This is a genomic window from Streptococcus parasanguinis, from assembly GCF_001074805.1.
GTDB classification, from domain to species: Bacteria; Bacillota; Bacilli; order Lactobacillales; family Streptococcaceae; genus Streptococcus; species Streptococcus parasanguinis_A.
Genome location: NZ_JUPI01000114.1, coordinates 1 through 22,933 on the forward strand (window position 1 = coordinate 1; position 22,933 = coordinate 22,933).

General features: G+C 42.4%; 20 protein-coding genes. 2 read left to right on the forward strand and 18 right to left on the reverse strand.

The genetic code is table 11. From position 1 onward, the window contains the following. Positions 1 to 135 precede the first annotated feature (135 nt). The 18 genes from greA to ADI76_RS07615 all read right to left on the reverse strand — a co-directional run bounded on the left by greA (position 136) and on the right by ADI76_RS07615 (position 21,530). Positions 136 to 618: a transcription elongation factor GreA gene (gene greA, locus ADI76_RS07530; protein ID WP_013904027.1), complete on the reverse strand. Its 483-nt coding sequence runs from the start codon at positions 616 to 618 to the stop codon at positions 136 to 138. A gap of 57 nt (positions 619 to 675) precedes the next feature. Continuing rightward, positions 676 to 2,190, reverse strand: coding sequence for an endolytic transglycosylase MltG (gene mltG, locus ADI76_RS07535; RefSeq protein ID WP_193390727.1), 1,515 nt, complete (start codon positions 2,188 to 2,190; stop codon positions 676 to 678). Positions 2,191 to 2,261: 71 nt separating this feature from the next. Next, the gene (locus ADI76_RS07540; RefSeq protein WP_193390728.1) at positions 2,262 to 2,771 is read right to left on the reverse strand and encodes a GNAT family N-acetyltransferase; all 510 of its coding nucleotides are present in this window, start codon (positions 2,769 to 2,771) and stop codon (positions 2,262 to 2,264) included. 12 nt (positions 2,772 to 2,783) lie between these two features. Then, positions 2,784 to 3,200, reverse strand: a complete 417-nt coding sequence (locus ADI76_RS07545) for a GNAT family N-acetyltransferase (RefSeq protein WP_049515509.1) — start codon at positions 3,198 to 3,200, stop codon at positions 2,784 to 2,786. A gap of 82 nt (positions 3,201 to 3,282) precedes the next feature. Continuing rightward, entirely contained in the window at positions 3,283 to 4,617 is a 1,335-nt protein-coding gene (gene murC / locus ADI76_RS07550) for a UDP-N-acetylmuramate--L-alanine ligase (protein ID WP_049515512.1), read from the reverse strand. Positions 4,618 to 4,626: 9 nt separating this feature from the next. Then, positions 4,627 to 5,277 (reverse strand): hypothetical protein, encoded by a 651-nt coding sequence (locus tag ADI76_RS07555; RefSeq protein WP_049515514.1) that lies wholly within the window; start codon positions 5,275 to 5,277, stop codon positions 4,627 to 4,629. A gap of 55 nt (positions 5,278 to 5,332) precedes the next feature. Further along, entirely contained in the window at positions 5,333 to 8,431 is a 3,099-nt protein-coding gene (locus ADI76_RS07560; protein WP_049515516.1) for a DEAD/DEAH box helicase, read from the reverse strand. A 531-nt stretch (positions 8,432 to 8,962) separates the two neighbouring features. Beyond that, positions 8,963 to 10,273: a ribosome biogenesis GTPase Der gene (gene der / locus ADI76_RS07565; protein ID WP_003005632.1), complete on the reverse strand. Its 1,311-nt coding sequence runs from the start codon at positions 10,271 to 10,273 to the stop codon at positions 8,963 to 8,965. Between the two features lie 57 nt (positions 10,274 to 10,330). Continuing rightward, positions 10,331 to 11,044, reverse strand: a complete 714-nt coding sequence (locus ADI76_RS07570; protein WP_049515519.1) for a nitroreductase family protein — start codon at positions 11,042 to 11,044, stop codon at positions 10,331 to 10,333. Continuing rightward, complete coding sequence (gene dnaI, locus ADI76_RS07575; RefSeq protein WP_003008404.1) at positions 11,041 to 11,940, reverse strand: primosomal protein DnaI; 900 nt, start codon at positions 11,938 to 11,940, stop codon at positions 11,041 to 11,043. The genes ADI76_RS07570 and dnaI overlap by 4 nt, the downstream gene beginning before the upstream one ends. After that, complete coding sequence (locus tag ADI76_RS07580) at positions 11,941 to 13,119, reverse strand: DnaD domain protein (protein WP_049515521.1); 1,179 nt, start codon at positions 13,117 to 13,119, stop codon at positions 11,941 to 11,943. Further along, positions 13,120 to 13,593, reverse strand: a complete 474-nt coding sequence (nrdR, locus tag ADI76_RS07585) for a transcriptional regulator NrdR (RefSeq protein ID WP_003005476.1) — start codon at positions 13,591 to 13,593, stop codon at positions 13,120 to 13,122. 165 nt (positions 13,594 to 13,758) lie between these two features. Then, on the reverse strand, positions 13,759 to 14,571 hold the full coding sequence (locus tag ADI76_RS07590) for an endonuclease/exonuclease/phosphatase family protein (protein ID WP_049515523.1): 813 nt from the start codon (positions 14,569 to 14,571) through the stop codon (positions 13,759 to 13,761). An 87-nt stretch (positions 14,572 to 14,658) separates the two neighbouring features. Further along, a complete protein-coding gene (locus ADI76_RS07595; protein WP_049515526.1) occupies positions 14,659 to 16,851 on the reverse strand; it encodes a PTS transporter subunit IIBC in 2,193 nt (730 codons plus the stop codon). A 236-nt stretch (positions 16,852 to 17,087) separates the two neighbouring features. Next, on the reverse strand, positions 17,088 to 17,786 hold the full coding sequence (locus tag ADI76_RS07600) for a response regulator transcription factor (RefSeq protein ID WP_049515529.1): 699 nt from the start codon (positions 17,784 to 17,786) through the stop codon (positions 17,088 to 17,090). 9 nt (positions 17,787 to 17,795) lie between these two features. Then, a complete protein-coding gene (gndA, locus tag ADI76_RS07605) occupies positions 17,796 to 19,220 on the reverse strand; it encodes an NADP-dependent phosphogluconate dehydrogenase (RefSeq protein ID WP_049515531.1) in 1,425 nt (474 codons plus the stop codon). 168 nt (positions 19,221 to 19,388) lie between these two features. Next, the gene (locus ADI76_RS07610; protein ID WP_003005145.1) at positions 19,389 to 20,867 is read right to left on the reverse strand and encodes a flotillin family protein; all 1,479 of its coding nucleotides are present in this window, start codon (positions 20,865 to 20,867) and stop codon (positions 19,389 to 19,391) included. Between the two features lie 123 nt (positions 20,868 to 20,990). After that, positions 20,991 to 21,530, reverse strand: a complete 540-nt coding sequence (locus tag ADI76_RS07615; RefSeq protein ID WP_049515533.1) for a YceD family protein — start codon at positions 21,528 to 21,530, stop codon at positions 20,991 to 20,993. 88 nt (positions 21,531 to 21,618) lie between these two features. Here ADI76_RS07615 and ADI76_RS07620 point away from each other — a divergent pair, with 88 nt between their 5' ends. Both ADI76_RS07620 and ADI76_RS07625 read left to right on the forward strand, forming a co-directional pair. Next, positions 21,619 to 22,011, forward strand: a complete 393-nt coding sequence (locus ADI76_RS07620; protein WP_414717194.1) for a DUF2200 family protein — start codon at positions 21,619 to 21,621, stop codon at positions 22,009 to 22,011. Further along, positions 22,008 to 22,868 carry a helix-turn-helix domain-containing protein gene (locus tag ADI76_RS07625; protein ID WP_049515537.1) on the forward strand — a complete coding sequence of 287 codons (861 nt, stop codon included), beginning with the start codon at positions 22,008 to 22,010 and terminating at the stop codon, positions 22,866 to 22,868. The genes ADI76_RS07620 and ADI76_RS07625 overlap by 4 nt, the downstream gene beginning before the upstream one ends. Positions 22,869 to 22,933: the final 65 nt, after the last annotated feature.

The following is a 22,933-nucleotide window of genomic DNA, read 5'->3' on the forward strand; positions in this document are numbered from 1 at the left end:
GAAACCTTAGGTTCAAAACTAAGTCATGGAACTTCGTAGAAGTTCGCTGACGTCCGTACTCACTTAAGGAAAGGTTCTAAGAGGACTTTGTCTTTAATCTGAAACAAGCCCTTTTGGAGATCCTGTCCTTTATATTTATGCTGTTTTTTCTACGTTCAAAATTTTCACTTGATAGCTTCCAGCTGGTGTTTCAACAGTGACCACATCACCTGTTTTTTTACCAATCAAAGCGTGACCGATTGGGCTTTCGTTCGAGATCTTCCCTGCAAAGGCATCTGCCCCTGCTGAACCGACGATGCTGTATACTTCTTCATCTGTTTCGCCAACTTCTTGAACTGTAACGGTTTTTCCGATCGCTACTTCGTCTACTGCAACAGCGTCACTATCGACGATTTCCGCATAACGGATTTTTGTTTCCAAACTAGAGATTTGACCTTCCACAAAAGCTTGTTCATCTTTTGCTGCTTCGTACTCAGAGTTTTCTGAGAGGTCACCGTATGAGCGAGCGATCTTGATCCGTTCTACGACTTCAGGTCGACGGACCAATTTCAATTCTTCTAATTCTAGTTCTAATTTTTCTTTTTCTGCTAGGGTCATTGGGTATGTTTTTTCTGCCATTATTCTTCTCTTTCTATTATTTGAATGAAAAAGCTGTGGACGCGCCACATGCTTTTTCTAGTTTGAACTTGCTTGTGTCAATTTACTATTGACGTGTTCTTCTACATTTTTATTGTGTTCTTCGTATGTCTTAGCGAAGAAGACTTCACCATTTTCGACATTTGCGACAAAATACAAGTAGTCTGTCTTACTTGGGTTCACCGCCGCTTCGATCGCTGATACTCCAGGGTTATCCACTGGACCAGGCATCAAACCGGTATTCTTATAAATATTATAAGGTGAATCCAGCTCTGTATCGATCGTTGCATCTTCTTTCAAGGTCGTCTTTTGACCAAGCTTCCCTTCAGCATAAAGAATTGCAATATTACTTTGCAAAGGCATGTCTTGGTTCAGGCGGTTATAGAAGACACTTGCGATGTCTTTGCGGTCTTGATCCGTCGCCCCTTCTTTTTCAACCAAAGAAGCAAGGGTCAATACTTCGTTTACATTGATGTTCTTGCTCTCAAGCGTTTCATAATACGGGGTTAAGTTTTGATCCATGGCCGCCAGCATCTGATCGATCATTTCTTTCACTGTGGTATCTTTCCCATAGTTATAAGTTGCTGGGAAAAGATAACCTTCCAAACGATAGCGAACACCAGAATCCTTACTTGGCAGGTTAGCCAAGAGCTTAGGATATTTGGCCACCATCTTCTCAATAAAGGCATCATCTTGGACAGCCTTCAAGAAATCTTCTTTCTTAAATGGAGTCTTTCCTGCCTTCTTACTAGAGACATCTGCTGTGATAGCCGTCGCAATCTGATCAATGGTATAGCCTTCTGGAATCGTCACCTTTCCAAGAACTGGAGCCTGAGGAGTTTTGGTCCCCTCTTCCTGCAGTTTTTGGATGATGGTTTCTAAATCCATGCTCTTTTGAAGGTTGAAATAACCGGATTTGAAATTACTATAGTTCTTGAACTTGGTATAGTAGTTAAAGAACTGACCATTTTTCACGAGTCCTTTTTTCTCAAGGATCGCGCCAATCTCACGATTACTTGAACCTGCTGGAATCTCAACCGTCACGAATTCTGTTGCATTTTTATCCATCGGCTTGACAGCTGAATGGATATAGGTCACTGCAAAGATCCCTGTAGCCACGATCACAATCAGCAAAAGGCTGACCACTGTCCGCACAATTCGTTTAGCGATTTTATTTTGTTTCTTTTGTTTTTGTTGGCGCTGGTTACGAGAAGAGCGCGATAAGCTTTCCTCTACCGGTTCCTGACTTGGTTCTTTTATAAAAGGCTTTGTGGACTCACTCTTTTCTTCTACAATAGGAGTCGCCTTTTCTGGCTCCACTGGTATTTCTGTGGAAGCCACAACAGCTTCTTCTTTTGGAGGTGGTGTTGCTTCTTCCTCCTCTTTCAGTGAAGAAGGGGTTTCAATGCTTCGATCAGGTAGATCATACTCTTTTTCGATCTTTAGAAGTTGCTCATTTGCCTCTTCTAAGTCTCTGAGGATCTGCTCTTTGAAGCTTAATAACTTCTCACTGTCTTGTGATTTATCAGTCAAATAATTGACCTCCCTCATCATAATCCTTAATATTATATCTTAAAAGATTTAGAAAAGCAATACAAATCGCCCTTCTTCTTCAAAATACCTATTTAATCAAGGTTTTCATTTTCCCAGACCAGATTGTACCAAACTTCACCCGCATATTGGGATTTAGAAAGACCTTCATTGGTGAATCCTTGCTTCTCGTAATAAGGAATCAAATAATCATGACAAGTCAAATTAATCCCTTGACGATGATCTTTCACCGCAATCTCTTTGAGTGCATCAAGCAAGAGGGTTCCAACCCCTAGTCCTTGGGCTTCTTTGGCAATGGATAGACTCGTGATGGAAATAAAACCCTGTTCTAGATGGCTTAGATCTTCAACCTTTGAAAAAGAGGAATCGATCAAATAGCGCTCCGGTCTAACAGGTCCTTCTAAGTACCCTAAAATCTGACCTTCGCACTCTGCTACAAGAAAAGTCGCTTGAATCTTTTCAATGTGATCTTTTAAAATCTCACGCGCAATCGCTTCTTCTTCTGAGAAATTCTCAAGCTCAATGCGCTCGATGGCATCCAAATCTTGAAGTTTAGCTTGTCTGATATGAATCTTTTCTTTCATCATTTACTCCTTCTATCGTTTCCAAACCATACGGACACCTCGATCAGACTCAGCTTCATCCCGAAATTCTTGCTGGGCAAAATAAGAAAGTAAGTCTTCTGGACAATCGACCCAAATGGCTTTCTTTTCAATTTGAACAGCTAAATCCTTTAAAGTAGCGATCAGAATCGAACCGTATCCTTGAGCTTGAAAGGCTGGCTTTACTGCTAATCGCAATACGATTAGGTCATCCATTAAATGCTGGTCTTCTGTCGCCAACAAGTAAGCCGCAATATCTCCATCCTGCTCTGCAAGAATAGAAAAGGCCAAATTAGAATCCAGTATTTCCTCTAGAGTAGTACTGTAGTCAAAGCATTCATTGTCATGAAGTTCTTCTTCTAGCAATAACAGTTGTTCTTGATCAGCCGGGGTGATTTGTCGAATCATCATCCTGCTCTCCTCATTTCATGATTCTTCAGCGGACAGATAAATTTGAGTCCGGAACCAATCGATTCCAGACTCAATCATCTCTTTATTGTACACTATGTGTCAAACTAGATAATAAACGCTCAAATGAGTATTCATAGGTTTGAATATCTCCAGCTCCCATAAAGACATAGACCGCATTGTCATGGTCAAGAAGAGGAGAAACATTCTCAGCTGTAATAATCGCTGAACGTTTGACAATTTTTGCTTCCAAATCTTCAACCTTCACATCTCCGTGATCGACTTCCCGTGCAGAACCATAGATCTGTGCCAAGTAAACAGCATCTGCTTGATTCAAAGCTTCAGCAAATTCATCTAAGAGGGCAATGGTCCGTGTAAAGGTATGTGGTTGGAAAATGGCTACGATTTCTTTACTTGGATATTTTTGACGAGCCGCATCCAAGGTAGCAATAATTTCTGTTGGATGATGCGCAAAGTCATCGATGATCACTGTTCCGTTAACCACTTTTTCAGTAAAGCGGCGTTTCACTCCAGCAAAAGTCTTCAAATGCTCGCGGACCAAATTTAAGTCAAATCCTGCAATATGAAGCAAGCCAATGACTGCTGTAGCATTCATGATGTTGTGGCGACCAAAAGTTGGGATATGGAATTGCCCCAAATCTTCTCCACGGAAATGAACGTTGAAGGTTGAACCAGTCGTTGAACGAAGCAGGTTACTTGCCACAAAATCGTTCGTCTCCTTATCAAAACCATAGTAATAAATTGGTGCTGATGAGGTAATTCGACGCAATTCCTTGTCTTCCCCGTAGATGAAAAGTCCCTTACTGATTTGTTTAGCATAATCGTTAAAGGCATTAAAGACATCTTCTAAACTTGTGAAATAGTCTGGATGGTCGAAGTCAATATTGGTGATGATACTGTATTCAGGATGGTAAGGCATAAAGTGGCGTTCATACTCATCTGATTCAAAAACAAAGTATTTAGCTGCAGCAGAGCCACGACCTGTCCCATCACCAATCAAATAACTGGTATCGGTGATATTTGATAAGACGTGAGAAAGCATCCCTGTTGTTGAGGTTTTTCCGTGTGCTCCGGCAACCCCCATGCTGACGAAGTCACGCATAAATTCACCAAGGAATTCATGGTAACGTTTATAGGTCAGGCCATGCTCATCTGCATAAGCGATTTCCACATTGTTATCAGGACGGAAAGCATTCCCCGCAATGAGGATTTTGTCGCCTTCTAAATTTTTCACATCAAATGGATAAATTTTAATTCCTGCTTGTTCCAAGCCACGTTGCGTAAAGTAATACTTCTCAACATCTGACCCTTGAACTGTATGTCCCATTTGGTGAAGCATGAGAGCTAAAGCACTCATCCCTGCTCCTTTAATTCCAATAAAATGGTATGTGTTAGACATGTTTTCTCCTTATTCTTGATCTAGATGGGTTAAATCCAATTCTTGTTTGATCGGCTGTGGTTTCAACTTGTGCTGATCTTTATTGTATATTTGGCTGGTCTTTAAGAAATCATAATTGTTTTTCTTTTCAGTAGGTTCTGCCACTTCTGGTTCTTCTGCAGATTCGAACTCAGCAAGGATCAACTGATCTTGTCGCAAGCGTTTGCTATATTTCAACAATTCGCCCGGGTTTTCCTTTTGGAAAGGTGCTGTTGGCTGACCAGATTTTCGTTCTGAAATAAACGGTTTTTTCCGCTTACTTGTGGTCGCCACTGGGTCTGTAGTCAGGTAGGGAGCTGTACGTTTCTTTTTCAAATCTTCACGCGCACGCTCTCTAGCTTCCTCTGCATAACGATTGGCAGGACTTTTTTTATCAATCGGTTCTTTAAAATCAGGTTTTCTTACTGGCCGTCTTTTTGGTAGGGGCTCTTCTAATGGTTGATGATAGGGATGCTTGGGTTTGGTATTTTCAGCAATTGGTTGCCATTCCAAATAATTTTTATCTACATAATCGCCTGTAATGTTACTAATCAAGTCTGTTTCATCATACAGGTTCATGTGGGGCATCTCTGTTAACATCAACTCATTATCCCCTACTTGAGGAAAATATTTTTCTGTCATGCTTTCTTCCTTTCGACACTCCTTTAATTATAAACTATTCACAGAATTTTTCAAGCTATTCTGATTGAATTCCAAGAATCTCACGAATTTCCTCAACAGATAAACTAGATCGTGTTTCCGTTCCATCTAAAATCGTTGAGACCAAGTGTCTTTTAGATGCTTGGAGTTCCTGAATTTTTTCTTCAATCGTTCCACGGGTGATCATGCGGTAAACTTCAACATTTTGTTCCTGACCCATTCGATGGGCACGGCCAATAGCCTGGTCTTCCACTGCAGGATTCCACCACAAATCGACTAAGATGACGGTATCGGCTCCAGTGAGGTTCAATCCGACTCCTCCGGCCTTCAAAGAAATGAGAAAAGCATGGCGCTCTCCAGCATTAAAGGCATTGGTCATTTCTTGACGATCTTTAGCCGGGGTGGAACCCGTGATTTTAAAGGAAGTCATGCCGAGCTGATCAATCTCTTGCTCTAGGATATCCAACATACCTCTGAATTGGGAGAAAATCAAAACTCGATGGTCACCATCCTTGATTTGACCCAAAAGATCTCGAAGACTCTCCAATTTTCCACTATCTCCTTGATAGTCTTCCATAAAGAGGGCTGGAGTATCACAGATTTGACGAAGGCGCATGAGACCTGAGAGAATTTCCACCTTGCTCCGATTTAGTTCCTCTTCACTAGAGGTTCGAACCCGATCTTGAATTTGTTTTAATTGGGCTAAGTAGATCGTTTTTTGGCTTTCGTCCAACTCATTGTGATAGGTTGTTTCAATCAAGTCCGGTAATTCTTGGAGCACTTCATCTTTTTTCCGTCTCAGGACAAAAGGTTTGACAAATCGCGCAATGGTCTCAGGACTCAACTTTTGAAATTCTTTTTTAGCTGGAAACAGACCAGGAAGAACAATTTGGAAAATGGACCAAAGCTCTCCCACATGGTTCTCAATCGGTGTCCCAGATAGCGCAAATATATGTGGCACCTCAACTCCACGTAAATGTTGAGCAATCTTGGTTTGGGCATTTTTCATGACCTGAGCTTCATCTAGAATTAGGTATTCATATTGATTTTTCTGGTATTCCTCCACGTCCTGACGGAAAGAGGCGTAACTCGTAATGACTACCTGAGGATTGGTTGCAATGAGTTCATCGCGATGTTGTTTGAGCCCGTAGACGACTGTCACTTCCATCTGAGGAGCAAATTTTGAAAATTCTTGTTTCCAGTTGTAGATGAGACTGGACGGAGCTAGAATTAAGATTTTAGTTTCTTTTTTTGCAACACTGGTCAAAAAGGAAATGGTCTGCAGGGTTTTCCCAAGCCCCATATCATCCGCTAAAATACCACCAAAACCATAATGATTCAGCATGGAGAACCATTTGACCCCGATCTCTTGATAATCCCTTAGGGTTGCTTGGATTGTCATCTGTGGGAGTTGGAAATCTTCTGGATGAGTCAGATCATGAGCCAAATTTCGAAATTCTTCTGAAAAATGAACATTGTCTTGATCTGCCAACAAATCAGATAGCTGATAAGCAGCAATCCGGCGGGCTTGTAGTTTCCCACCCTTGCTCATCTTAGCGCGCAGATCTGCTAAAGCGCGACTGATCTTCTTGGTCTCTTCATCAAAGACAAGAACTTTCCCTGTATGGCTGACAAAATAATCTTCTTGCCCCACCAGTGCTTTGAGGACCTGGTCCACTTCAGCTGGATCTACACTCTCAAAGTCAAAGCCAATCTCCAGCAAACTGCCATTAGTTTTCACATCAATTTTTGGACGCTCCACTTGATAAAGATCTAAAAGGCTATCAGACAGGGTAACCTCTCCTAAAGCTTCAAAAGTCGGGATCTGTTGGTGAAAGAATGGATAGATTTGCTCACTTGATAGAGGACTTCTTTGGGAAGAAAAGTCATCTGTAAAACCTGCTGCTAGCATGGTTGCAAAGACCTCTTGCTCCTTATCGAAATCACTGGAATAAGGAAGATTGAGAAGCTCCTCACGCGTGGTCACCGCACGATCTTCGTATTGAAAAACCACATCTAGTAAAACAGTCTGGTCCTGTGCCAAATCAAAGTGAAATTCTGGAGTGAAATCATGGATTAGAAAGCTCGTCGGTGCTGTTATTTGCCCCAGTTTTTTAAACTCTTTTAAACTATAGGAAAGTTTGGTCTGATCCGTTGGATCAAAATGCAGACGTTTTTTGCGATCCTGATCCATTGGCAAATCTTGAATCGCCCTCCATAAGATCCGCTGTTGGGGGGTCAGGTGATAGAAGACACCATTTCGAAACAGATAAACAGCAGACTCAACGACCTTCACCTGTGGCTCAGTAATGATCAATTCGTAAAAATCACCATGGTCTTTTACCTGAAAATGAAAGAGATCTTCCTCCCCATGGACATCCTGAAAATAGACCTCTGAAAAGTCATACAAGCTATATTGCAGGAGAAAAGAGTCCAAATTCATCAGTAATTCCACAGCTTCTTCAAAAAGAGTCGGTGGAAAATAGAGATGGCGACCAGCATTTGGAAAGAAATCTTGCTCTTTCGATCCACCATCTGTGACCAAGCCCTGTAGGAAATTGATCACATCCTGGCTAGCCCCATCAAATTCTAAGTAAGAAATGGGTTCATAATAACTTTTGCCAATGGCAAAGTGTCCTTCTTTCTGAAGGGTCTGCAAAAAAGCTAGCACATCTCTGATCACATAAGAGCGCTCGTCTGGCAAGCGACGAATGCGAAGGGTCCACAAGAATTTACCAGAGTATTCATCCTCCTGCCCAACGGCTGATAAGACATAGCGGGTTTCTTTCTTTTCGATTTTTGGAAGGACCTGGTCTAAAAACAAACTTCCAAAAGAGACCTTCTCCTGAGTTTCCTCTGTCGCAGTGGCATCTTCTTCAAGACTTGCAAGAGCTGCTTTCCCACTGTCATCATTCTTCAGATAAGCTTCTACAGCTGCCAGATGTGTACAGAATTTTTTCTTTTGAAAGAAAGCACAGCTACAAAAAACGGCATCGTCATCCAAACTGTAACGCAAGCTTTCTTCTTCCACCCGAAAATACAGGTATTTTTCTTTTACTTCCTGAAGGGAAACTTTCCCAGCTTCATAGAGAAGGCTCCCTTGTGAACGAACCTTCCCAGGAATTAATTTTGCCATGTTTACCACCTTAGATTAATCCCTTTATTATACCATATTTCAAAGTATAGTTAAAATTAATTCGATCAAACTGATTAAAATAGGCGTTTTCGGGCAATCTACTATTCAATTATCCCCAAATGATTAGAATGAGGGAGGCCCCATAAAGGATGGCCTACCCCAAAAAGACCAAAGTATTTTTTAAGAATTTCCTCATGATACGCACAAGTGCCAATAAGCATAACAAAGAAATAAACAGTAGGCATTCTATATTAGACATGGTTACCTTCCTTTTCTATCCATTAAAGCACATCAGGCTTTTTCTTTGAATTAGTTAATCTTTCAGATGTTCATATAAAAAAGGACTCTTCTTGTCTCTCGCGGTCGACAAAGAGTCCTATTTAGTTCTTTTTTATAGTTAGAATGATCCATTCATCTCCTTTTTCAAAGGACTGACAAGATCTTCTTGGCACCTTGACTACCTAACTGTTAAGTGAAGGATGGCAAGACCAGCAAATAGTCTACTAGTATTAGTTTCCTGAGGCACTCAGGCTACTTCCGTTTCCGCGCAATCAAATGGATCGGGGTCCCTTCAAAAACAAAAGCCTTGCGAATTTGGTTTTCTAAGAAACGAAGGTATGAGAAGTGCATCAGTTCTTCTTCATTAACAAAGACCACAAAAGTTGGCGGCTTGGTTGCCACTTGTGTCGCATAGAAGATCTTGAGGCGTTTTCCTTTATCGGTCGGCGTTGGATTAATGGCAATGGCATCCATAATCACATCGTTCAAGACAGCTGAAGGAATCCGTGTATTTTGACTCTCACTGATCTGTTTGATCATCTCTGGCAACTTGTGCAAGCGTTGTTTGGTAAGAGCAGAGACAAAGACAATTGGTGCATAAGAAAGGTATTGGAATTGATCGCGAATGTCATCTTCCCACTGCTTCATGGTATGGTTGTCTTTTTCAATAGTATCCCATTTATTGACAACAATGATCATACCTTTACCAGCTTCATGAGCAAAGCCAGCGATCCGCTTGTCATACTCCCGAATTCCTTCTTCGGCATTAATAACCATCAAAACCACATCTGAACGGTCGATGGCACGCATGGCACGCATGACAGAATATTTCTCAGTGTTTTCATAGATTTTACCAGATTTGCGCATACCGGCTGTATCGATCATGGTAAATTCTTGGCCATCTGCATCGGTAAAATGGGTATCGATAGCATCCCGTGTGGTTCCAGCAACAGGGCTTGCGATAACGCGGTCTTCTCCAAGGATCGCATTGATCAAGCTTGATTTCCCAACATTTGGGCGACCAATCAAGCTAAATTTGATGATATCTGGATTTTCTTCTTCTGTTTCATTCGGAAGATTTTCAATAATGGCATCGAGCACATCCCCAGTTCCGATCCCGTGGACAGAGGATACCGGTAGTGGCTCACCCAGTCCTAAGGCATAAAAGTCATAGATATCATTGCGCATCTCTGGGTTATCCACCTTGTTGACTGCAAGAATCACCGGTTTATGGGTCTTATACAAGATACGAGTGACATATTCATCCGCATCCGTGATCCCTTCTTTTCCAGAAACAACAAAGACGATCACATCTGCTTCGTCCATGGCGATTTCTGCCTGATGCTTGATTTGCTCCATAAATGGGGCATCTACGTCATCAATTCCCCCCGTATCAATGATACTAAATTTTCGATTCAACCACTCAGCTGTTGCATAAATGCGGTCACGAGTGACTCCTTCTACATCCTCAACGATGGAAATCCGCTCACCGGCAATCCGGTTAAAGAGTGTAGATTTTCCGACATTGGGACGGCCTACAATCGCAATAGTTGGTAGGGCCATGATTTCCTCTTTTCTAATGAAAGGCGAGACCTCGGTTCAAGAAGGTCTCTCTTCATTTCATAATAGTTTGTGTTTTTCTAGTAGTTTTTTGGTCTCTTCTTGTTCAGGTTGACCAAATTGAGCTGCAAGGCGCTCGCTCCAGCTGTCTGTTGCACGCGCTCCAGCATAATCTGCCTGAACCTTGTCATAGGCAGTCACAACTGATGGGTCTTGTTCTTGGTATTCTTCTTCAAAAGCAACCTGTTCCAATGGCAAGCGTGGTTTCACTGCATGCTGCTGATTAGGTACTCCGAGAGCAATCCCAAAAATAGGGTAGGTATAGTCTGGCAGACGGAAGAGTTCTGCGACTTCTTCTGAACAGTAGCGCAACATGCCGATAATCACTCCACCATAGCCGAGACTTTCAGCTGCCAATAGCGTGTTTTGAGCTGCTAGAGCCGCATCCACTGAGGTGATCAGTAAGTTGTCCACCCCTTCCGGATGGAAATCCTGCTCATGAAGTTTGACAGCTTTTTCAGCGCGGTTTAAATCTCCAACAAAGAGAAGAAAGACGGCTGATTGGCGAATCGCTTCTTGAGGAAGCAAGTCGTAAAGAGCTTCTTTCTTTTCCTTGCTTTTGACCACAATCACAGAATAAGACTGAAAGTTTTTCCAACTTGATGCCATCTGCCCAGCTGATAAAATTTCCTTGAGGTCAGCTTCTTTGATGGCTTCTTCCTTAAACCGGCGAACAGAAAAATGAGATTTCATTAAACGGATGGTTTCATTCATCGGCGATTGACTCCTTCCAGATGGATTTCCTTGGCTAAAAATTTTACGCGCTCCATGACACGTTTGGCCTGCCAGGTTTCATCCCCATTGCGCGAAGCTGCAAAATGACGTTCCAACTCTTCAAAATTAAAGTTAGAAGTAAAGAAGGTTGGGAGATTTTCCTGCATTCGGTGCTGCAAAATCACCTGTAAGATTTCATCTCGCACCCAGGCTGACATCTGTTCCGCACCGATATCATCGAGAATTAAAATTTCGGCTTTTTTCACCTGATCGACAGTTTCTTTAACCAATCCTGAACTGATGGCATTTTTGACATCGATAGCAAAGCTTGGGAAATGAAGTAGGGTAGTAGAGGCCTGACGTTTTTCGGATAAATCATGAGCCAAGGCTGCCATCATGTAGCTCTTTCCTACTCCAAAATCACCATAGAGGTAGATCCCCTTTTGATATTCCGGATAGTTGGCCACAAAATTGGCTAATTCTTCAAAGGCCTCAAATCGTCCCTTATCATCGAGCTCTACCTTAGCTAGACTCGCCTCTTTCAAGGTTGAAGGGAGATTGATCAAGTTGAGACGTTGATTGATCGCAGCTCGTTTTTGGGCTTCGATTAACTCTGGCGTCTCCTCATAAGCGACATCCGCATAGCCTTCATTCATGGTGAGGATGGGTTTGTAGCCTTTAGCGATGTAATCCGGATCTCCCAATAAGAAACGGTTGCGTTCACTAATGTATTGATTAAATTTTGAAATACTCCGTCGAATTTCTTGTTCAGACAAAGACTGGTCCTTGATAAAGGCAGCCACTTCTTGGTCTGCCAAGATCTGTGCGACCAAATCCTCATAGTTAAATTGACGCGCACGGTTCATGTGAGACATGGTTTGACCTACACTTTCCATCTACTCACCTCCTTGATTCAGTTTTTCTAACAGACGTTGTTTCTCTTTAGCAAGATCCACCTTTTCTGCTTGACTGGTTTGATTTTGATAATTTGGTTGACTCCACTTGGGAACATTGCTATGCTTGCTCTTGGCTGATGTAGGACTCGTCCCCTTGTTTCCTTGAGCCTTAGCTTGTTCCTGGCGTTCTCGAACTTTTAAAATCGCCAGTTCTGCACTGTTGACCCCTTGATAAGAAAAATCATTTCCTACCTTCAAAGCATACTTTTCATTGAGATTAGCAGACTGGGTCTTATTAAAGGTCAACAATAAGATGATGTTGATCACCTCATCTAGTAAGCCTAGATCAGCTAACTTGGATAAAGTCTTGCGTTCGCTCTGCGTAATGGTCGCATTGCGCGCCTTCTTAATCTCTGCTAGAAATTGTAGGCTGGATTTTGCCTTAGCTTCCCTCAGAATAGTTTCTTCCTGACGGCTATAGGACATGCGGGGTTGCTCTTGGCTCGCCTGAGCCAACTTTTGCTTCATTCTCTTTGGAGAGACAATCCGGTCTACAGCTGTTTCTTTCGCCAGGAGATAGGTTTCATACCAGGTCCATTGTTGCTCTTCTGCAATGGCAAAGAGGGCTAGAGTTGCTTCTCCTTCATCCGCAAAACGAAGCCCATCACGCCCCATCATTCGCTTAAACATCTCCATATCAAACTGCTGTTTCTTACTTGGAAGAACGGTCACCTCCCCAGCATCTAGTCCAAAGACTTGCGAGAAGGAAACTTGCCGTCTAGTTCCTAAAGAGCGTGCTGGGAGCAGATCCTCCACGGCCTTTTCCCCAATCTTTTTTTCAAGCAAGCGTTTAAAAACAGCATTTGAAAAAAATTGTTCTGAGGCAAGAGGAGCATGTAATTGGATCGTGATCCCAACTTCTTCCTCATAGAGATCCATCAACCCCATGGCAATTAAGCGATCAAAGGCGAGTAGCAACTGTGGAAATCCTATATTCAAGTGATTGAGGATTTGAGCAAGTAAATATTGTTTTTCACCCTGATCATAAGAGGCGAGCAGATAACGATAAACTGCTACAGTTTCTGTCTCTAAAATAGGCAGGTAATACTGCTCCAATGCAGCCCCTGCTGGTGGAAGAAGATTATTTTTTAAAAATGCGAAAGGCGTATTGGGCTTCATCTATTTTTCCTTTTTCTTCTTGGTTCCCTTCGTAATTTGTTTCAAGAGGGTTTCTAACTCACCGACATCCTTGAAACTCCGGTAAACACTAGCAAAACGGACATAGGTTATCTCATCTAGATCTGCTAACTCATCCATGACCAAAGAACCAATATACTCACTGTTGATTTCATTATCACTTTGGCTGCGAACCTTTTGCTCGATCCGATTCACAATTTCTTCGATTTCGTCACTAGAAACAGGCCGTTTTTGAGCCGAGCGGATAATACCATTAAAGATTTTATCACGAGAAAATTGCTCGCGTGTCCCATCCTTTTTGACAACCACTAGGGTCCGCTCTTCCACTCGTTCGTAGGTAGTAAAGCGATAATGGCATTCTTCGCATTCCCTGCGACGACGGATGGTGTTCCCATCTTCAGCTTGTCGACTATCCACCACACTAGACTTACTTCCACCACATTTTGGACAACGCATTTGCTACCTCCTTAAACTGTTTTAACACTTCATTTTACCATAAATTGAATCGTAAAGAAAGCAGAAGAACAGGAGAATCCCCTATGCCTGCTCATCTTTGATACCTAAAAAAGAGTCGAAGGGCGATTTGAATAAAATCGTTTTCCTTTCGACTCTCCGTTTATATTAAAGTGATAATTCAGCTTCTAAGCCATAGTGATCACTGACAAGAGGTTTGTTTTGACCATCAAAGATGACATGAAGACGCTGGATGTTCCATTCTGGACTTGCAAAGACGTAATCGATTCGCAATGGAATTTGATTGTCCGTCCAGCCATCGATTCCAGGACCTACAGTATAGGTTCCTTTTGTTTCTTTGGCTTCGATAAAGCTATCTTGAAGCTTAAGGGAACTGGATAGAATCGTCTCATACCCTTCTTGACCAGCAGGATTATTGAAATCACCAGCTAGAATAAAGGGTTTGCCTACTTGGCTGAAGTAGTTCTCAATACGTGGCCACTCAAATTGGAAACCTTTGTCCCACCAAGAAAGATGGACGCTGGCAACAGCAATTTCTTTGCCATCCACACTTGTATGGGCAACGGCCACTCGACGGGTATGATAGTCCGTTGGATCATCCATATTGGATACCAAAATCTCATCCGCCTTCAAGGGTTGACGCGAAAGAACCGCTACACCCTCATTGAGACGATCATAACCAATATGGTTGTAGGCCCAAGTCCAATAATAATGGAGTCCTTGAGCAGCTAACTCTTCTACCAACACGCGAACAAAGTGATCCTTGTGAATCGCTACAGATGATGGCAAAGCTTGATAATACTCATCTGTTTCGACTGCTTCTGAGCCCATTTCTTGATTGACCTCTTGGAAACAGATCACATCATATTGCGCTTCCAAAATTTGCTCCTTGAGGGTCTCAAATTTTTGCTGGGCATTCTCTTCCATCCAACTATGGGAATTTAATGTTAAAAATTTCATCCCCTGATTTTTCTCCTTCTTTTCAAATCAAGAAACGGCAAGAGGCCGGGTACACTGCCCCAACCTCGTTTTCTTTGCCGACATCTCTTATAATTCTACTGTTGCAACTGGAGCATTTGCAGCCAATTTACCAGTATGTTCGACCTTAACTGATTTGATCGCATCTGCATTTGTGAAGACAACAATAGTTGATGTTTCACGACCTGCTTCACGGATCGCATCAAGGTCTGCTTCTACCAAGAGGTCTCCAGCAGCCACTGTTTGGCCTTCAGTAACTTTAACCTCAAATGGTTTTCCTTCAAGACTAACTGTATCTAGACCGATATGAACCAAGACTTCCAAACCATTATCGGTTACCAAACCAAGGGCATGTTTGGTTGGGAAGACGCTGGTCACTTTACCAGCAACTGGTGAAACGATGTGGCCATTTTCAGGCTCAACCGCAAATCCGTCACCCATCATTTTTTGTGAGAAGACTGGATCTTTCACATCTTCGATGTTAATCACTTCACCATCTGCAACGGAATGCACTTCATCCGTCACACCTTTATAGGTTGCTTCAGCTTTTTGAACTGCTGTCATTTGGCTAGGGAGAGTTTCAGGAATGACTTCACCTGAATCAAGAACGTCTTGGATATCAGATTTTAACACGTCAGCTTTAGGTCCGTAGATCGCTTGGACACCTTGTCCTTTCATGACAAGACCCATAGCGCCTTCTGCCTTCCATTGTTCTTCGGTACCGACTTTTTCAGCATCTTTAACTGTTACACGAAGACGAGTCATACATGCGTCAACATCTACGATATTCGCACGTCCACCAAGAAGGTTGATGATGTTAATCACTTGTGAGCTTGCTGAGCTTGTAGCAGCTCCAGCTGTTGCACCATCTCCTGAAGGGGCATCATCATTTTGTTCGTAGTTTCCATTACGTCCTGGAGTCGCATAATTGAATTTCTTAATCATGAAGTTGGCAATGAAGTACATGATAAATCCAAAGAGGACTGTTACCCATACAAAGTTAAAGATATCTAGTGCCAAACCAGCGTTGATGGCCATTGGAGTACGTGTCAAGAATTCGATTGAACCGAATGAGTGAACACGAAGGTGAACCAAGTCAGCCATTGCAAAGGCAGCACCTTGAACAAAGGCGTAGATCAAGTACAATGGTGTTGCAATGAACATGAACATGTATTCAATTGGTTCTGTAACACCTGTCAAGAAGGTTGCAAGAGCAGTTGCAACAAGCATCCCTTTGTATTTTTCTTTTTTATCTGGGTCCACATTGCGGTAGATAGCCACCACAATCCCCATCAAGATACCAAATGATCCAATCATTTGACCAACTTTGAAGCGAGCTGGTACGTATGCTTTAAGCAAGTGTTGATACTGACTAGGATCAGCTTTCTTCAAGTTAACAAGGTCTGTTACCCAAGCCAACCAAAGTGGATCTTGTCCAAATACTGTTGTTCCTTTGGCAGCACCTGTAAGAACTTGGTAGCTACCACCCAATTGAGTATAGTTGATTGGAATGGTCAACATGTGGTGAAGACCAAATGGCAAGAGAAGACGTTCCAAGGTACCGAACAAGAATGGTGCCAATACTGGAGCAGTGGATTGGGAGTTAGCGATCCAAACACCAAATCCATTAATTCCTGATTGAACTACTGGCCACAAGGCTGACAAAACCAAGGCTGTAGCAGCTGAACGGACGATAACCACGAATGGGACAAAGCGTTTCCCATTGAAGAAAGAAAGGGCTTCTGGGAGTTTACGGTAGTTGTAGTATTTATTGAAGGCTGTTGCTCCAACAAAACCTGAGATAATCCCTACAAATACCCCCATATTCAGAGCTGGTGCTTCAAGAACACTGATAAAGTAGTCCGCAACTTTAATTGATCCACCGAAGAATGTGTGAACCGTTGCAGCTTTATCAGCTAACATTGCAGATGTCACTCCGTAAACTGCACCGGTAATACGGTTAATCAAGATGAAAGAGAGACCAGCCGCAAAGGCGCCCCCTGCACGTTCTTTGGCCCAGCTACCACCGATAGCGAGTGCAAACAGGATGTGAAGGTTTCCGATAACCCCCCAACCGATTTGTTCGATAATCCCACCTGTAATAACAAGTGGAGACACATTCGGGTTGATCATAGGGATAGATTTCCCGATTGAAATCATCAACCCAGCCGCTGGCATGACAGCGATAACGACCATCAAGGCCTTACCGAACTTTTGCCAGAATTCAAAGCTAAATAAACTTTTGAATGATCCTTTATTCATCATTCAACCTCCTTATATTGTTTAAGGCTTTTGTTTTTAAGAAAACGTTTGCGCTTAAATTTGATTCTAGTATACCATATTTTAAAAATTTGTAAAGCCTTACATTCATTTTTTTCTCCAAATTTTATCTTTTTTTATCTTTTTTAAGCCAAATCCTTTTCAAAACCCATCCTTTTTAAACGCAAACGTTTCCCTTGAACATAAAAACATTCGAACCCTTTAAGGATTCGAATGTTTCATTCTAGTTCGTCTTGCATGGCATAGCCAATCCCACGAACGGTCTTAATATAGCTTTTTTGAGCCGGAAGATCAATTTTCCCACGAAGATAACGGATATAGACGTCGACAATATTGGTCTCCCCCTTATTCTCGTACTTCCAAACACTCTCTAGCAATTGCTCACGAGTCACCACTCCCTGACTTCCCATCAGAGTCGCTAGGAGGTCGTACTCTCTGCGGGTCAAACTAATCATATCCTTCCCACGATAGACGGTATGGTGTTCCACATCAATGCGCAGATTGCGGTATGAGGTTGGAATTTTCATCTGGCTACAATGTTGGTCAATATAATCACGTCCTCTAAAAATAGCTGTGATCTTATCTACCAAATCGCTGATAATAAAAGGTTTGACCATATAGGAAACAGCAAAGCGCTCAATACTCTTTTCGTGTTCGGCAATTTTTTCGCGACTATCCAAAACAATCAAAACAGAAGCTGGGCGAATCTGACTGATCTCTTGAGCAAAGGCTTCACCAGACATATCTGACAGATCGTAATTAAACAAGATCAGATCATATTTGGTCGCAGCAATCAAGGCCAGACCCGCTTTTCCATCCTCTACTACATCAACTTGGTACCCTTCTTTTTGAAGTTCCAAATCAATGAAGCGAGCAATTTGCTTCTCATTTTCTACTAGTAGAACTCGTTTGACCATAGAGCAAGATTATTTTTCATCGTACCAAGAATAGTGGAAGGTACCTTCTTTGTCTTTACGTTGGTATGTGTGAGCACCAAAGTAGTCACGTTGTGCTTGGATCAAGTTTGCTGGAAGATCCGCTGAACGGTAGCTATCAAAGTAAGTGATGGCTGCTGAGAAGGTTGGTACGGGTACACCAGCTTGAACAGCAAGAGCTACGATATCACGAACAGATTGTTGGTACTTAGCAGTGACATCCAAGAAGTACTCATCCAAAAGAAGGTTAGCAAGATCTGCATCACGGTTGTAAGCATCTGTGATCTTTTGCAAGAAACGAGAACGGATGATACAGCCATCGCGCCAGATAGATGCGATGTCCGCAAATGGCAAGTTCCAGTTGTTTTCTTTAGAAGCTACACGCAATTGCGCAAAACCTTGTGCGTAAGAGATGATTTTTGAAAAGTAAAGGGCTTGACGGATTTTTTCAATCAACTCAACCTTGTCTCCTTCAAATTTGAAAGCAGCTGGTTTTGGAAGCACCTTGCTAGCGTGTACACGTTCTTCTTTATAAGTAGAGATATAACGTGCAAATACAGACTCAGTAATGAGTGACAATGGTACACCAAGGTCAAGAGCTGATTGGCTAGTCCATTTACCAGTTCCCTTGTTTCCTGCAGCATCCAGGATATAGTCTACGATTGGTCCATCTTGACCTTCATCGTCTTTGCGTCCAAGGATATCAGCAGTGATTTCGATCAAGTAGCTGTCCAATTCACCCTTATTCCACTCAGTAAAGATTTCAGCCATGTCTTCTGCTGAAAGACCGAGCAAGTGTTGCATCAAGTCATAGCTTTCTGCGATCAATTGCATGTCACCGTACTCGATCCCGTTGTGGACCATTTTCACATAGTGACCAGCTCCATCAGGACCGATGTAAGTCACACATGGTTTACCATCTTCTGGTGCTTTTGCAGAGATTTCTTCAAGAACATCTGCTACCAATTCATAAGCTTCTTTTTGTCCACCAGGCATGATAGAAGGACCTTCAAGGGCACCTTTTTCACCACCAGATACACCTGTACCGATAAAGTTGATCCCTGAATTCGCCAACTCTTCATTACGACGGATAGTATCTTTATAGAAAGTGTTCCCTCCATCAATCAAGATGTCACCTTTATCCAAGTGTGGAAGAAGGGCCTGGATAGTTGCATCTGTACCAGGTCCTGCTTGAACCATAAGCATGATACGGCGTGGTTTTTCGATTGAGTTTACGAAGCTTTCGATATCGTAGCTTGGCACGAATTTTTTATCAGGGTGACAAGCAATCACATCTTCAGTTTTTTCTTTACTACGGTTATAAATGGCAACTGTATAGCCACGAGATTCGATATTAAGGGCAAGGTTACGACCCATTACGGCCATACCAACAACACCAAAGTTTGCTTTAGTCATGTGACACTCCTCTTTATAGTTTGCCTTTATTCTACCATTTTTCCTCCTCAAAAGAAAGCAGAAAATAGCTTCCCGCCTTCTCTAGAGGGAGAAGATCATGCAAGTCATTTGATCTTAAAAACAAAAGTGCCCGAGAAACAGTTCTCAGACACTTCTTGATGAATGGCATTAATCTTCTTTAGAAGCTAACTCCTCTGCTTCAATGACCGGTTGTTCTCCTTCTTTGAGTTTATTGACCGTCATATTAACTCCAAGGGCTCCTGCTAGCAATTGACGAATATCAAATCCGGCTCCTTGAGAGACTTGGTCGATACTTTGCATAATATCGCCCACCATCTTAGAAGCATTGCCTTCGCCATACATGGTGATTTTATCCACCTTGGTTAATGGTTCAGCGACAGCACGCGCAATTTCAGGCAACTTGTCAACGACCATTTCAGTAATGGCTGCTTCTTGCATTTTCTTCATTGCTTCGGCCTTTTGGTCCAAACCTTTCGCTTCGGCTTCCAATTTCAAACGAATTGCCTCTGCTTCTGCACGACCTTTGGCTTCGATAGCTTCAGCCTCTTGCAGTTGGGCAAATTTCTCAGCTTCGGCTTGAGCTTTCCGAGCTTCGGCTTCTTTTTGTGTTTCGAAGAGTTCTGCTTCTGCCTTGCGTTGGCGTTCGATCAATTCTGCTTCGGCTGCTTGTTGACGCGCATATTTTTCAGCTTCGGCTTGCTTACGGATGTTGGCATCCAATTCTTGCTCACGAACCTTAACTTCGCGTTCTTTGACTTCCGCTTCTTTTTCTTGTTTCATGATATTGGCTTCAGCTGCCACGCGCTCTTGTTCACGACGTTGCACTTCTGCCTCAATCCCTTTCGCAGCATCTGCTTTTGCTTGGGCAATATCTGCTTCTTGCTTGAGAGCTGCTTGTTTGAGTTTTAATTCGTTTTGTTTTTGCGCAATTTCAAGATCGGCTGCAACACGTTTGTCGTTGGCCAATTTATCTTGTTCTGCTTCGACTTCCTTGCGTTCGCGTTCTGCTTTGGCTTTGGCAATCAAGGCATCTTTCTTAATGGTTTCAACATTTTCAATCCCGAGGTTGTCGATGACTCCCCCTTCATCAGAGAAGGATTGAACCGTAAAGGCGATGACTTCAAGCCCCATTTTAGCCAAATCTGGCGCTACGTTGTCTTGCACCTTTGAAGCAAACTCTTGACGGTCGTTGACCATCTTACGAAGCTCCATCTGACCGATGACTTCCCGTAAATTCCCTTCCAAGACATCTTGGACAGAATTGGAAATATCTGTCGTATTCCAGTTCAAGAAGTTCTCTGCAGCACGGGCAATCATCTCATCGGTTGTACCGATTTTTAATTTAACAGCTGCATCGGCACGGACATTAATGAAGTCCAGTGTTGGGACTGCTTCAGATGTCCGAACATCTGTCGAGAATTGCTCAATATCAAGATAAGAGCGCTGTTCGACAAAGGGAATCATAAAACCAGCTTTCCCGCGTAAATGACGTTGCTTTCGAAGACCTGTAATGACAACGACTTCATTTGGTTTAGCATTCACATAGCCTTTAACAAGCAAAATCAGAATAATAACTGCGACTATTAGGCCAGTTATCAACCAGCCTGGAATAAATAATGTATCCATACTTTTCTCCTTTTTCAGAGGTCTCCCCTCTGTTGTTTATAAATCCTAGTATATCAAAAGAAGTCTTTTCCTCAAAGAAAAGACCTGTATTTATGTTGAGATTTTTAATATGTCATCCCTAGCCTATTCTTCCTCAAATAAACCTTGGAGTCCAGCAAAGGGACTGTTTTCTTCTTTCTTAACCGCTTGAGCTTCTTGGTACTCTTCTTCTGTCATGATTTTCCAATCATTGCCCTCGATAAAGCCTTGCCCGGCCTCTTCTTCCGGAGTGAGAACCTTGAGAGGAATATTGAGCAGGATATTATCTGCCACGCTTTCACTCAGATCAATTCTGCCCCCTTCAATGGGAAGGATCAGATCTTCCTCAAGAGCTTCGATATCTGCCTCTGACTGTACGTCCTCAGCGAACACCTCTGTCACAGGATAGCTCTCTTGAAGCTCAACCGGTTCCATGCTGCGGCTAGAGGCAAGGACGATGGTATAGGTCAATTGGTAATCCAAGATATAGAGGCCTGTATCGTAAGCTACTCGACCTGTCGCTGTCACATCTTTTAAATCAAGAATTTCTGGATTGCGCTTTTGCAATTCCTTTAGCAAATCCAATTCTTGATCAAAAGTTAGTCCTTCAGGATTTTTACGGATTTCTTGTGTGTATAAGTTCATTCTTTTGTCCTCAAATCTTCTAGATACTACTAGTATATCATGAAGCCGCCCCTCAACCAAGAAGTCTCCTCAAAAATTTGTTATAATCATGAAAAAATATAAAGGAGATCTGATGGCAAGAGTTTACGATTTACCATTTCCAACTGTATATACAGCTTTAGTCCAAAAAGTCTTACGAAAGGGTGGAACAGAGACCAGCCTTGACCAAATTACCTCGCGATTAACAGGCTATTCTCTGGCAGAACTAAAAGAATGGAAAAAGCGTGACAGAAGCTACGGAGATTTCTTTCGCCAAGTTCCCGCCTATCACCCCAATCGAACACTGATTACTGGGAAAGTTTTTGGCGTTCAAATTGAAACAATTCAGGATCCTTTGATGCAGGAAATTCGTCGATTAGATCGTCTAGTCGATTGGTTAAGCAAGGGGAAGACTGTTGAGCAATTGGTTGAAAAATACCAGCTAAAAGAGGAGAAGGCATGAAAGAAATCGGAGCAGTTTTTAGGCAAATACGGGAAAGTCGCCATATTTCATTAGAAGAAGCTACTGGTGGGGAATTTTCGCGCTCTATGCTATCTCGATTTGAAAGAGGGGAAAATGACCTCACTACGCAACGGTTTTTTCAGGCCCTTCAACAGATCAAAACGAGTCTCAGTGAGTTCTCTCATCTAGCAGGGATTGACCAGCACTCCTTTATTCCCAAATTGTTGAAAGAGCACTATGAAAACATGAGCTTGGAACACGATCAAGCCTTGTACCAACGCTATCAACTAGCCTATCAGAAAGATCACAAAAAAGAAGACTTCTTAGCCAGCATTATTCTCAAGGCTCAAATGCTTGCCTTCTATCCTGAGGTGGAGTTGGCTGCTAGCCAAGAGGAACTAGATTTCCTCTATGACTACCTCTTCTCTGTCATGGTCTGGGGAAATTTTGAGTTAAGCCTATTTTCACTGACCTCTCCTCTTTTCTCTAGTCAGCTCTATCGACAGTATACAGAGGAGTTGGTCCAAAGAGATGATTTCAAGCTTCTCCTAGACTCTTCTCGTCCTGCCCTCAATTCTATATTTCTCAATGGTTTCTTTCTGTCCATTAGTTCAAATAAATTTGAAGATGCATCTTATTTTGATCAGCTGATCAAGGACCACTTTTACTCTGAAAACGAAGCCTACCTTCGGACGGTTTATCTCTATGCCAAAGGGGAATTTCTTTATCGAAAGGGAGAAAAAGAAACTGGTCTTGAAAAGATGGAACAGGCCATTCAGGTCCTCTCTATTCTGGATTGTAAGGACAGTGCCAACTACTACAAACAGGGCCTGCAAGAACTGATTAAGGAAGCCTGAAAAGAGAGTGGGACAGAAATCGGTCATTCGTTAGAATTCGATTTCGTCGTCCCACCTCCGCACAG